Annotated in this window: 10 protein-coding genes and 1 pseudogene; 6 read left to right on the top strand and 5 right to left on the bottom strand. The window is 66.0% G+C overall.

What is annotated here, in order from left to right; translation table 11 throughout:
• Positions 1 to 303: 303 nt before the first annotated feature.
• Together A4R44_RS22710 and A4R44_RS22705 are read left to right on the top strand one after the other, a co-directional pair.
• The gene (locus A4R44_RS22710) at positions 304 to 1545 is read left to right on the top strand and encodes an MFS transporter (protein WP_067584138.1); all 1242 of its coding nucleotides are present in this window, start codon (positions 304 to 306) and stop codon (positions 1543 to 1545) included.
• Between the two features lie 19 nt (positions 1546 to 1564).
• Positions 1565 to 1762: an MbtH family NRPS accessory protein gene (locus A4R44_RS22705; RefSeq protein WP_067584135.1), complete on the top strand. Its 198-nt coding sequence runs from the start codon at positions 1565 to 1567 to the stop codon at positions 1760 to 1762.
• 245 nt (positions 1763 to 2007) lie between these two features.
• Here A4R44_RS22705 and A4R44_RS22700 read toward each other — a convergent pair.
• The 5 genes from A4R44_RS22700 to A4R44_RS22675 all read right to left on the bottom strand — a co-directional run bounded on the left by A4R44_RS22700 (position 2008) and on the right by A4R44_RS22675 (position 8265).
• A protein-coding gene (locus tag A4R44_RS22700) for an IS3 family transposase (RefSeq protein ID WP_369805925.1) occupies positions 2008 to 3176 on the bottom strand; the annotation gives its coding sequence in 2 pieces (ribosomal slippage) (positions 2008 to 2907 and positions 2910 to 3176; 1167 coding nt in all).
• 168 nt (positions 3177 to 3344) lie between these two features.
• The gene (locus tag A4R44_RS22690; RefSeq protein ID WP_095213528.1) at positions 3345 to 5915 is read right to left on the bottom strand and encodes a S8 family serine peptidase; all 2571 of its coding nucleotides are present in this window, start codon (positions 5913 to 5915) and stop codon (positions 3345 to 3347) included.
• A gap of 65 nt (positions 5916 to 5980) precedes the next feature.
• The gene (locus A4R44_RS49205; protein ID WP_067584125.1) at positions 5981 to 6559 is read right to left on the bottom strand and encodes an AAA family ATPase; all 579 of its coding nucleotides are present in this window, start codon (positions 6557 to 6559) and stop codon (positions 5981 to 5983) included.
• Positions 6556 to 6990, bottom strand: a complete 435-nt coding sequence (locus A4R44_RS49200; protein WP_067584122.1) for a hypothetical protein — start codon at positions 6988 to 6990, stop codon at positions 6556 to 6558. Before A4R44_RS49200 ends, A4R44_RS49205 begins: the two co-directional genes overlap by 4 nt.
• A 354-nt stretch (positions 6991 to 7344) precedes the next feature.
• Positions 7345 to 8265 (bottom strand): hypothetical protein, encoded by a 921-nt coding sequence (locus A4R44_RS22675; protein ID WP_067584119.1) that lies wholly within the window; start codon positions 8263 to 8265, stop codon positions 7345 to 7347.
• A 928-nt stretch (positions 8266 to 9193) separates the two neighbouring features.
• On the opposite strand from A4R44_RS22675, the gene A4R44_RS49195 reads away from it, so the two are divergent.
• From A4R44_RS49195 to A4R44_RS22660, 4 genes and pseudogenes are all read left to right on the top strand, one after another.
• Positions 9194 to 9517, top strand: coding sequence for a transposase (locus tag A4R44_RS49195; RefSeq protein ID WP_067584117.1), 324 nt, complete (start codon positions 9194 to 9196; stop codon positions 9515 to 9517).
• A complete protein-coding gene (locus tag A4R44_RS22665) occupies positions 9517 to 10230 on the top strand; it encodes an IS3 family transposase (protein WP_095213527.1) in 714 nt (237 codons plus the stop codon). The genes A4R44_RS49195 and A4R44_RS22665 overlap by 1 nt, the downstream gene beginning before the upstream one ends.
• A 12-nt stretch (positions 10231 to 10242) precedes the next feature.
• Positions 10243 to 10425: pseudogene (locus A4R44_RS52510) on the top strand (integrase core domain-containing protein); the annotation flags it as partial.
• Between the two features lie 151 nt (positions 10426 to 10576).
• Positions 10577 to 11992 carry an NF041680 family putative transposase gene (locus A4R44_RS22660; protein ID WP_067584114.1) on the top strand — a complete coding sequence of 472 codons (1416 nt, stop codon included), beginning with the start codon at positions 10577 to 10579 and terminating at the stop codon, positions 11990 to 11992.
• Positions 11993 to 12002: the final 10 nt, after the last annotated feature.

Raw genomic sequence — 12002 nt, 5'->3', positions numbered from 1 at the left:
GGTCTCTCGGCAAGGGGCGTGGCCAAGCAGGTTCCGAGGCTTGGTTCGCCGCGTCCGGTGTGGCGGGTGCGGTGCGTGCTGTTGTGGCGGATTGCCGGGGCGTGAGCGGGTTTGCCGCTGTGGGCTGTTGCGGGGCTTGGTTCGCCGTGCCCGGTGCGTTGCCCGCCACTGCCGCTGACCGTCGGAGGGACGAAGGATGAGCCGGACAGCCGGGCACGACTGGCCACGGCGGGCCGGTCAGCCGGGCTCCGTCGCTGGGGGCGCCACTGCGGCTCGTCCTGAGGGAGCTGGGGGAGGAGGGGCATGAGCGGGATCGCGGGCAATCGCGACTATCGGCTTCTCTGGACCGGCCAGGTCGTCTCCGAGGCCGGGTTCAGCACGACCACCATCGCTTTTCCGCTGCTGGTGCTGGCGCTCACCGGGTCGGCCGCGCAGTCGGGTCTGGTGCTCGGGGCGGTCGCGATCAGCCAGCTGGTCGCCGGGTTGCCCGCGGGGGCGCTGGTGGACCGGTGGCCGCGCAAGCGGATCATGCTCGGGTGCGAGGCAGTGCAGGCGGTCGCTGCGGGCGGGTTGGTGCTCGCGTTGTACCGGGGCGCCGCGGAGGTGTGGATGCTCGTCGTGGTGGCCGTCGTGATGGGGTTGAGCCGGGCGTTGTTCGAGCCGGCCGAGGAGGCCAGTCTGCCGCGGTTGGTGGCTGAAGAGCAGGTTCCCTCCGCGGTGGCGATGAATGCCGCCCGGACCAGTGCGGGGCAGTTGTCGGGGACTGCGCTCGGCGGGTTTCTCTTCGCGGTGGGCCGGGCGGTGCCGTTCCTCTTCGACGTGGTCGCGCACGTGTTCGCGTTCGTGTCGTTGCTGTTCGTGCGGTTGCCCCGGCGGCCGGAGCGGGCGGAGGACAGGCCGCCGAAGCATCTGGGGCGGGAGATCGCCGAGGGACTTCGGTGGGTGTGGACCCGGCCGCCGTTGCGGGCGACGGTTTTGTGCGTGGTCAGTTTGAACCTGTTCTTTTCCGCTTATTACCTCGTGATCATTGTGCTGGCCACTGAGCGGGGGGTATCCTCGGGGGAGATCGGCGTGATGGCGGCGATGTTGGGCGCCGGGGGGATTCTCGGGTCGCTGGCCGCGCCTTATCTGCATCGGCGGATTAGCGCGTACGGTCTGGTCATCGGGGTGTTCTGGGCCTTGACCGTGCTGACGCCGCTTGCCGTGTTCGTCCACAATGGATATGTGATGGGGGCGTTGTTCGCGGCTGTTGCGTTTTTGCCGCCCGCGGCTAATACTGCTATTGCTACTTATCAGTTGCTGTCCACCCCGGACGGACTGCGGGGGCGGCTCGGGGGAGTGCTTGGGGTGACTGGCGGGTTGGCCGCTGCCGCCGGGCCCGCGCTGGGCGGGTGGTTGGTCGAGGCGTTGCCCGCGGTGTCTGCTGTGTTGACGTGTACCGGCTCTATCGCGGTGGTCACTTTGGCGACGACGTTCAGCCGGACTTTGCGGGGGTTGCCTGCCGCGCCTCGGGTTCGTGAGCTTGAAGAGACTTCCGGTCAGTGAATGGTGAAAGGGAGAATCGATGGACGACAGTGCTGTTTTTCAGGTTTTGGTGAATGACGAGGAGCAGTATTCGCTGTGGCCTGCGGACAAGGAGGTCCCGGCTGGGTGGCGGGCCGACGGGACCCGGGGGAGCCGGGAGGAGTGCATGCGGCACGTGGACGAGGTGTGGACGGATATGCGGCCCCGTTCTCTTCGGGAGCGGATGGCGGCTGAGTAGTTCGGGGGCGGTAGTTCGGGGGCGGTAGTTCGGGGGCGGTAGTTCGGGGGCGGCTCGTCGCCTGGGGGCGACATTGCGCCCGGGTGGTGGGGCGGGGCACCCCGAAGGGTGAGTGTGTGAGGTTTCCCCCGGGAGCCGGTCACCGGGTTTTATGCTGCGTGGGTGNGGTTCAACTGGTTTTGGTGAGGAGTGTAGCGAGGCGTTCGGCGGGGGTGAGGTTTCCCCCGGGAGCCGGTCACCGGGTTTTATGCTGCGTGGGTGTTGCGTGGACGGTAGTTGGTGCGGGTTTCGTGGGGTGTTCGGTAGCCGAGGGTGGAGTGCAGTCGGTGGTGGTTGTAGTAGGCGAGGTAGGCGAAGACGTCTCGTCTGGCTTGCTGGCGGGTGGTCCAGGTGCGGGTGCCGATTTCGGTTTTGAGGGTGGCGAAGAAGGATTCGGCGGCGGCGTTGTCGTAGCAGGACCCGGTTCTGCCCGTCGAGGCGCGGATGCCGTGGGCGGTCAGGGTGGCGCGGAATTCTGCGGAGGCGTATTGGGTGCCGCGGTCGGAGTGGAACACGGCGCCCGGATTGATCAGACCGCGGTCCGCGGCGAGGGCGATGGCGTCGCAGACGAGTCCGGCGCGCATGTGCGGGGCGAGGGCGTGGCCGATGATTTCGCGGGTGTGCAGGTCGAGCACGGTCGCGAGGTGGAGCCAGCCCTCGTCGGTGGGCAGGTAGGTGATGTCTCCGACCAGCCGCTGCCCGGGCGCGTCGGCGGTGAAGTCGCGGCCGATCAGATCCGGGACCGCGGCTGCGGCCTTGTTCGGCCGGGTCAGCGACCGCGACCGGCGCCGGGTGTTCCCGGCGATCCGCTGTTCGCGCATCACCCGCTCGACCCGTTTGTGGTTGACCGCTCGGCCTCGCCGCCGCAGCTCGGCGGTGACCCGCGGGCTGCCGTAGGCGCCGCGGTGGGCGGCGTGGATCCCGGCGATCTCGCCGGCCAGCCGGTCCTCGGCCCGTGCCCGCTCCTCCCGCGCCGGGCTGGCGGCGAGCCATTCGTAGAACCCCGGGCGGCGCACCCCGAGGACACGGCACAGCCGGGCGACGCCGTAGGCGTCGCGGTGGGCGGAGATGAACCGGTAGCTGCGGGTCAACGACCCATCTCCTGAGCGAAATAGGCGGCCGCTTTCCGCAGGATCTCCTTCTCTTTCTCCAGCTCCGCCACCCGCTTGCGCAACGCGCGCAGCTCCCGCTCCGCCGCGTCGCCCCCAGCCGCGGCCGCGCTCTCGGCGCGGTCGGCCGCGCGCACCCACGTCCGCAGGGTCTCGTGATTCACCCCCAGCTCACGAGCCACCTGCGCCAACGGACGCGACGCCGACCGCGCCAACGCGACCGCGTCCCGCCGGAACTCCTCCGGATACCTCGACGAACCAGACACAACAACATCCTTCCCCAAGCCGAAGCCAAGGATCAGAGTGTCCGGCACACCGGGGGAACCTCACGATCTCGTGCTAGCCCTGGTTATGTCCGACACTCGAGACTGTTCAGCGCGGTGTCCGTGGGTGTGGTCTCGTGGGCCGTGAAGGCCTCAATGCATCATTCACGGTCAAATGGATCTCGTCGGCGGATCTGTGCGTCGGCTGCTGTCGTCTTTCTCATAGCTGATCAATGCTGTGGTAATTTGGGCCCATTGCCCGTCGTGCCACCCGTCAGGGTAGCCGCCGGTGGAATCTCTGATCCGCCAACTCGCGGGCCAAGCCCGCTTCTGCGCGACAGCTGGGGACACGTCCAACCGCGCCCAGCAGCTTCGCTGGCTCGATGTCTGCGATCTGGACGTTCTGACTTCAGCTTTGGGCTCTCTTGGGAACTGTGTACCGATAAACTCGGCGTGGCGATTGAACAGTGCGTCGTCGAAGTCGGGAGTATGGGTGAACGAAGACCCGCTGAACCCGGCGTCGCCCTCGAACCTCGCTCTGCTGAACCAGGCCAGGCCTCTGAACCGCGCATCGGTGAATCCTGCGGCGTTGAGAAACCGTGTATCGGTAAACCAAGCGTTTCCTGTGAAGGTGGCCTTGCCGAACCAAGCGGCATCGGCGAACTGCGACTTAGTAAATGAGGCCTTGGTGAACTTCGTCTCGGTGAAGAAGGCGAAACCGGTGAACACGGCTTCGCCGAAACTTGCAGAGTGTTGGAATAGTGCTCTGCTGAAGTGGGTAATGCCTTCAAACCACGCCTCGTCGAACTTGGCCGCGCGCAAGTGGCATCCCGCGAGGTTGAAGGCCGTGAGGACAGCACCCGTGAGGTCGAGGTCCACGTCAGGCCAGAACGTGGCAAGGGGCTGTTCTTCGGTGTCGCCGGGGTTGAGATGGGCGGTGAGGATGCGCTGTGCAGTCAAGCGGACCTGGTGCTCCTGTTGCAGCTCGCGATGGGTGATATGAGTTGCCGCGTTGGCATTCGCGTCGGGAGCGTCGCCCGGCAGTTCGTGGGGCATCCGCAGGTACGCGCAGAGGACGTTGACGATGGTCTGGCGCAAGGTCGGATCCGGATTGTCTTGCGCCAGGCGTTCCAGGGCGTACAACCCGCCGAGGCGGACCGGGGCCTTGTCCGATCCGAGCTGGTCGACGGCCTTGCGGTCACTGTCGTACACGTACGTTCCACCCGGTGCGACCAGCTCAGGCTTGGTCGCCTGCTCAATGCCAGGGCCGGTGCGGGTGACCGGGCTGGGATGTCCAGGCTTGCCGATCGGTGTTGTGGAAACGGATTCGCGCGCGGGACGGGCCCCTTGATGTTCGTCGGGAACTAGTGCACCGACTGTTAGCGCGAGCGCAGACATCGCCGGTGGCAGCAGGCCGGTTTGGTCGGCGGCAACCAAGTGGCGGGCGTATTCCGAACTCGGATGTTCGCCGGGTGCGGTGTTTCCAGCGCTGACCACGAGGACGAGATCGTGCTTCTGGACGAGGTTATCCAGTACGCCCGCGATGTTGACCGGAGCTGGCGGGTGGTAGGGATGCCGATCATCGCCGATCGACAGATTGATCACCTTGGCCCCACGTTCGGCTGCTGTGGAAAGGGCTGTCTCCACCAGGGACTGCCATAGCTTCGCGTCGGGGAACGCATTTTCATGGTCGAGAACCCGGAGGCCAAGCACGCGGCCTGCCGGTCGCAGCGTTCCTCCTGCGTCGAGCAGTTTTTCCAGCGGACCGTAAAGAGCCAAACCCGCTACGAACGTGCCGTGGCCGGATTCATCTCCGCCGTCTGGCAACTGGGAAGCCACACTGAATGTTTCATAGACCGCCGGCGCGAGCAGAGGATGACTGGCCCGGATGCCCGAGTCGATGATTGCGACCATGGGCGCATCAGACCGGGGTGGCTGGACCGTCGGCAGCTGGTTGATTGTCCGGCGGGCGACTTCCGGATGGCTGAGCAACGGCCGCGGCAGGAGTGAGGCGCGCGCGATTCGCTCAGTTTGGACGACGTCTACGACGAATGGCGAGGGAATCTCCGCGCGGATGACAGACAGGCCCACCGCAAAACGGCGAGTGCTGTCCAGGACAGCGGCTCCGGCACGAGCGAGAGCGCGTTTTGTCTCCTCGTGGCGGCGCTCGTTGTCCGGAGTGTTCTCGGTGCACCAGCAGGTGAAGTCGACGATCAGAGCGTCGCTGGATTCGGCCGAGGCGATCCGTTGCGCCAAGTCCTCGTCGATGACATCGGACGGTTCAAGGGCGCGAATGACGTCTATCGCGTCGAAGAGTTGCTGGAAACGTGGGTGGCCCGAGGGCGTGGTCTCGGATTCGTAGGCGGCACGCTGGTCGAGGAAGCTCGTCATTTCTGGGTCGCCGGAGAACGCTGCCAGCGCAGACGTGCCGCGTGCCGCGAGGACTTGCAGACCAGCGCGTTCCAGGGCCTCGCTGAGGTTCGCGAGGGCGTCGTTGCATTCGATCACGACGACGAGGTCGGGATCGATGCCGAGCACCGGTTGGCGCGCTTTGTGCCGCTCGCGGATCGACGAGACTTGCCGGTCGAGGTCGCGTGCATGTGTTCGGGGATCCGGGTACGTCGGGCCGCGACCGCCGCCTCCGCTCGGCTTGCGCCTGGGGAGCGGGTCCGATGCGCGAGCGAGCTTGAGGTGGCCGTGCGAGCGACCACCATCAAACGTGAGCTGGAGCGCACGAGACATGGTTCCCGGCTTACCTGCTCAACGCAGCGAGCGATACTGCCCGGTGCCAAGATCAGCCGGATTGGCTAATCCGTTTCTCCAGGTTCATCGACGCTGGCCAACGCGGTGAGGCGCTCAGCTAGACGACGGGAGGCACTGGTCATGGCCTCGTTGTCGACTGATTGCTTCCCGGTTAGGACAGCTCTGCGGAGGGCATCGAAGCAGACTAGCTCGATTTCCGCAGGCGTGCGTCGGATCAGCTTCTTCGCCCAAGCGGAAGCGGAGATCGAGCTGGGAAAACCTCGAAGACGGAGGCTGATGAGCTCGGCCACCTGCGGCGCGCTGAGCTTGTCGAAGATGATCACCTCGTCGAATCGGCGCCACACCGCCGTGTCGATCAGCTGCGGGTGATTGGAGGTCGCGACGACGAGCGATTCGCCGTGCATGTCGTCCAGCAGTTGGAGGAGGGTGGCTACAACTCGGCGCATCTCGCCATGATCGCCCCGTTGCGAGCGTTCCTGGCCAAGGGCGTCGAACTCGTCCAGCAGCAGCACGCAGGGGGTTTGCTCAGCGAACTGGACGATTGCTTCGAGGTTCCGAGCGGTGTCACCGAAGTACGACGACGTGATCGCCGCTAGCGATGCGGTCGCGGCTGGCAGACTCAACTCGGCGGCGATCGCGTGCGCGGTGGCACTCTTGCCGGTACGGTACCCGGAAGCCCGATCATCATGACCTGACGTCGTGGCTGCAACCCGTGACTTGAGAGCACGCTGCGTGACTGATTCTCGTTGACGATCTCGTCGACGAGAGCCCGCACGGACGGTGCGAGCACGAGATTGGCCAGCTCATGTTTTGGCTTCGCGAGTCGCAGCAGTGGCCGGTCGTCACGGCTCTTCGGCAGAACGCGGAAGGTCAAAGGAGCCGACGCACCGGGCCGCACTGCGGTGTTGAGTTCGCGCTCGAGCTCATCGGCTAGCAGCCGGTGGTTCTTCCGACGTTCTTCCGCGATCAACTCGCCGGCGGCCAGCCGGAAAGCCGCGTCGTCGGATCGCACGTGACTGGCGAACAGCCGACGAAGCAGGTCGCCGTGCGCCATGATGGTGTCCTCCTGCGTGCTCGGTCTGCGGGACTCACCTTACGTTTCCCACGAGCAGCCGCTTCAGGGTGCCTAGATCCCGCACGGCTCTTGCCGCTCAAGGCAGCATACGGACTCGAACCGAGCGGAAGTCCGGTCTGCCTGGAGGCGACTTCCGCACCATCCGCATGCATTGAGGCCGATGCGATGAAGATGGGAATCATTTTAGCAGCGAACGCTATCGGGTCTGCGTCCAATGCCGTGGTCGTCAGCCTGTTTTCCGCCCGTTCGGCCCGGCGCTTACCAGGCCGAACGGGCGGTCGCGAAGGTGCTGGGCACCACCTCGGGGATGACCTTGCCGCTAGATGGGGCCACCTAGACCGATTGTGAACCCTGGGGTCGATCGTGATCGATACCGGCGAAGGCAGATGTTCCCCGATCCGACTGGGATCGAGCGGCCTGCAGGGCTGCGGTCGCCCGGTCGAGCATCGTGTTCGAGGGGAGGTGGACTTCTCCCCATGCGGTCGCTCGGCCCAGCTCGATGTCGTAGAACCGGAACGGTTGCAGGGCACCGCGGAGAAGGTCGCTGGGACGGTCCTTGCGGCCGGTGGGAGGGAGACCTTTTTGTCGCCGGTAGTTCTCGTTTTCGACGAACAGGCTGATCACTGTGTTGTCCATCCAGGCGTCTACCCGGAACAGGGCGTCGGCTAGTGGATGTACACGGACGTCGAGCCCTCGGGATCGGAGTGTGACGATCGTGTACACCTCGCGCAGGAAGCTGTAGTAAGCGTTGCCAACTCGCCACTGGATCGCGTCCCTGGCGAGGTCCTGGGGAACGCCGTCGTGCAGGAGCTCGTTGCTGAGCTCGGTGGCGTCGTTTCCGAGCAAGAACATCCCCTCGTCGGTGCCAAGGAGATACTGGCGCAGGTGCTGCCATGTCGGCAGCTCCTGCTGTTGTTCGAGGTAGTGGTGCATGACGTGGGTGAACGCGAACTTCGGCCACCAGTCACGGGCCTTAGCGACGCTTTCGGCCTTCCTGCGTTCGACATTCCCCAGCGCGTGATCGGTGCTTGTGCACACGCGACGGACGTCGTCGAGGGTCAGTCGGTAAAGCTCGGCGGTCCGGTGTCGTGTGACGAGGTCGACTACCTGAGAGCGGGACTCGTCGTCATGCCAGTTCTTGAACTTCCTCTCCATCGCCTCGGTGACCTTGAAGGTGGCTACTACTTCGTCGGCAGTGGTCACGATCAGTGAAGGCTCCCGCTCGGCATGGACGGTCTCCGGATTGACGTTCATGGCGGAGACGGTATCGGTGCGAGCCGACAAATTTCACGCTTACGGGTGACGCTCGTTTGATTTTCGCGAAATTCGCAGATCTTGGCTTGAAGAACAATGAATATATGCGGATCGGCTCACCTTGGATGCGGAATCATGGATGTCGGTATCGCGGTTCGTCTGGCTGGATCACGCTCTGGGTGCCGTCCGGCGGCGATACGTCCGCTGATCCGTCAGGGGAGTCGGCGTCGAGAAGACCTCTCAGGGCTAGCGGGAGCGTGCGTATCGCGGTCGGGTCTCCTTGGCGCGAAGCCGGAAGGCGGTCGCAAGGGCGCTAACCAATCGATTGCAGGATGTATGCCCGGCATAATTCAACCTCAGCATCTCGCGCGTACGCACCGTAACCCATCACGTGAGGTGTCGGTGCCAGGTGGTAACTCCGCCGCGGAGCGTCGTCGCCGACATGCTCCCACAGCGAGATGTGCGGATCGCGAGATGATGTCGCTGCGTCGATGCCTGATAGCGACGGCGTGCGTCGGAGGACGATCTTGCACGCCAGCCACAACGCTTCCCCTTGGCCCACCAAGCAGTCCGTGAGCTGGCCATATGCGCACTGTATGGGCAACAGTCAAGGAACGATCAGCACGGTGGACGGCAGCGGAGCTCGGCGTAGTCGCTCAGTCTGCGCGCGTTCGCCGGCTACGTGTCTGGCGCGATCGCTACGCGCAATGGTCCAAGACTCGCGGTCAGCTCAGCGACGATGCCTACGCGAAATATGTCGGCCTGACCCGATATCATCGCCCGGGACACCTCCGTATTGCTGAGCGAGAAGGCGATGAGCGTTGTCAGGACGTGTGCCGTGGGAGAGGTACGACGGGTACGTGAGGTTCACCCCGGGTAGTGGACACCGAGTTAGCAGGATCAGTCGTCCTGCTGAAAGGATGTCCTCATGCCTCCTCGCAAGCGCCGGACGTACACGGCCGAGTACAAGGTCGAGGCTGCTCACCGCGTGATCGATTCCGGCCGGACGATCGCTGAGGTTTCCCGCGAGCTGGGTATCGACGCGGGCATGTTGAGTGTCTGGGTCAAAGACGAACGTCGACGGGTCACTGCGGCCGAGGTCCACGGAGACAAACCTCTGGAGGCCGCCGAGCGGGCCGAGCTGTTGCGCTTGCGCGGACAGGTGGCCGAGCTGGAGAAGGACAACGCCTTCCTGGTAGAAGCCTCGGCATACTTTGCCGCGATGCAGAAGAACCGGCCCGGTTCGCTCTGATGGCCAAGTACGCCGGCCCCGACGAGTTAGCCGGCACCACCCTCTCGCCTGAGCGAACGCGGTTCTCGGTGCGGCGTATGGCACGGTTGCTGGGCGTGTCGACATCGGGCTACTACGCGCATGTGAAACGTGTGGCGGCAACGGTGTTGACGCCGCGGCAGCAACGCCGAGCCGATCTCGAGGTGAAGATCACCCAGGCGCACCAGGACTCGTGCGGGGTCTACGGGTCGCCGCGGATCACCGCCGAGCTGCGTGAGCGGGGCGAGGTGGTCACAGCGAAGACCGTCGCCAAGATCATGGCCTCGATCGGGCTGGAGGGCATCAGCCCGCGCACGTTCAGGGTGAAGACGACCGTGGTCGATCCGGCCGCGTCGTTCCCGCCGGATCTGGTCGGCCGGCACTTCGACCGGGGCCGGCTCGACGCGGTCTGGCTGACCGACATCACGTACCTGACGTGTGGTCAGGGTGACATGTTCCTGTGCGCGATCCGGGACGGACACTCCCGGAAAGTGTTGGGCTACAGCATATCCGGCCACATCGGCACCGAGATGGTCACCGACGCGATCGATGCCGCCGTGGGCACCCGTGGCGGCAGATGCCGTGGCACGATCCTGCATTCCGACCGTGGCGGCGAGTACACCGCGCACCTGACAGCGAAAGCGTGCTTCCGGCACGGCCTGCGCCGGTCGATGGGCGCGACCGGAATCTGCTAGGACAACAGCCCAGCGGAGTCGTTCTGGTCGACGTTCAAACACGAGCACTACTACCGGCACGCCTATGCCACGAAGACAGAACTCATTGCCGCGATTGACAAATGGGTCAGTTACTACAACAGTGTGCGGCGGGACTCCGCTATCGGGATGCTCAGTCCCCACAACTTCGAGCAATCGCTCCGAACGGCTGCCTGAACCCTCGTAAGCCCCTGCCCACCATTTGGGGTGAACCTGAGCTTGAGTTTTAAGGTCCGGGTGTCAGAGGGGGCGCCCGGTTGATCATGGATGAAGCCCTTGGTTGATCATTCTTCTTGCGACAGAAGGAAGATCACAACCAAGGGCTTCGATGAACAGTGTGCACCACGCCGGCGCGGCCACCGCGCTGGGGGACCTGTCCGAGTTCCGGCAGGAGTTCTACCGGTGCCTGACCGCGCGGGCGGACGCGTTGTTCGAGCTGGCCGACGCGGTGCTGTGCGCCGGCGGGCCGGTGGGCTCGCTGGTCGAGCTGTCGCTGGAGCCTGAGCACCGGCGCGGTCACGGCGGCCTCTACGACAGCCTGAACCGGGGCGGGGTCGACGTCGGCCGGTTCCGCAACGTCGCGGCCCGCCAAGCGATCCCGCGCGGCGACGACGGCCGCATCACGCTGGGCATCGACATCAGCAACTGGCTGCGGCCCGACGCGGGCACCAGCCCGGACCGGCTGTTCTGCCACACCTACGCGCGAGGCAAGGGCCGGGCCCAGATGATCCCCGGCTGGCCCTATTCCTTCGTCGCGGCGCTGGAACCGGGCCGCACGTCGTGGACGGCGTTGCTCGACGTGCTTCGCGCGCGCCCGGGCGACGAGGGCACCGCCCTGGCCGCCGCCCAGCTGCGCACCGTGATCGACGCCCTGATCGCCGCCGGGCACTGGCAGGCCGGCGACCCCGAGATCTGGATCGTCGGCGACGCCGGCTACGACGGCCCCCGTCTGGCGTTCCTGCTGGCCGACCTCCCGGTCCGGGTGCTGGTGCGGATGCGCTCGGACCGGGTTCTGGCCTTCCCCGCGCCGCCCCGGCAGCCCGGCGCCCGGGGCCGCGGCGCCCGGCACGGGGCCCGGTTCGTGTTCGGCGACCCGACGACCTGGCCTGCCCCGGCGCACGCCACGACCGCCGACACCGCCCGCTACGGCGCCGCGCACGCCCGATCCTGGGACCGGCTGCACCCCAAGCTCACCCGCACCGGCGCCTGGACCGGCCACGACGACCCTCTCCCGATCTTGGAGGGCACGGTGATCCGGCTGCAGGTCGAGCGGCTGCCCGGCGCCACGGCCCCGAAACCGTTGTGGCTGTGGCATTCCGCCACCGCGGCCACCGCGGAACTGGTGGACCGGTTATGGCAGACGTTCCTGCGGCGCTTCGACCTGGAACACACCTTCCGGTTCCTCAAGCAAACCCTCGGGTGGACCGCGCCCCGCCTGCGGACCCCCGAGGCAGCGGACCGGTGGACCTGGCTGACGATCGCGGTCTACGCCCAGCTCCGGCTGGCGCGCTGCCTCGTCGAGGACGTCCGGCGCCCCTGGGAACGCCCGCCCGCCGCACCCGCACGACTGTCGCCGGCCCGGGTCCGGCGGGGATTTCGCCGGATTCGCCCGGCAGCGGGATCACCCGCCGGCGCGCCGAAATTCAGCCGACCCGGACCAGGACGCCCGCCAGGATCACGAAACGCCCGCCAAGCCCCCTCACACAACCCCGGCAAGACCAAGAAAACGGACACCAAAGGTTAAAACTTAAGCT

The organism is Amycolatopsis sp. M39 (assembly GCF_001651785.1).
In the GTDB taxonomy this organism is placed as follows: Bacteria; Actinomycetota; Actinomycetes; order Mycobacteriales; family Pseudonocardiaceae; genus Amycolatopsis; species Amycolatopsis rubida.
The sequence above is the reverse complement of the archived record's forward strand: the minus strand, read 5'-3'. Positions and strand labels throughout refer to the sequence as shown.

Bases quoted from the DNA above. Each gene is read 5' to 3' on its own strand.
- A4R44_RS49195 (WP_067584117.1), top strand. From the start codon at position 9,194: ATGCCTCCTCGCAAGCGCCGGACGTACACGGCCGAGTACAAGGTCGAG.
- A4R44_RS22660 (WP_067584114.1), top strand. From the start codon at position 10,577: ATGAACAGTGTGCACCACGCCGGCGCGGCCACCGCGCTGGGGGACCTG.
- A4R44_RS22665 (WP_095213527.1), top strand. From the start codon at position 9,517: ATGGCCAAGTACGCCGGCCCCGACGAGTTAGCCGGCACCACCCTCTCG.
- A4R44_RS22710 (WP_067584138.1), top strand. From the start codon at position 304: ATGAGCGGGATCGCGGGCAATCGCGACTATCGGCTTCTCTGGACCGGC.
- A4R44_RS22690 (WP_095213528.1), bottom strand. From the start codon at position 5,915: ATGTCTCGTGCGCTCCAGCTCACGTTTGATGGTGGTCGCTCGCACGGC.
- A4R44_RS22705 (WP_067584135.1), top strand. From the start codon at position 1,565: ATGGACGACAGTGCTGTTTTTCAGGTTTTGGTGAATGACGAGGAGCAG.
- A4R44_RS22675 (WP_067584119.1), bottom strand. From the start codon at position 8,265: ATGAACGTCAATCCGGAGACCGTCCATGCCGAGCGGGAGCCTTCACTG.
- A4R44_RS49200 (WP_067584122.1), bottom strand. From the start codon at position 6,990: ATGGCGCACGGCGACCTGCTTCGTCGGCTGTTCGCCAGTCACGTGCGA.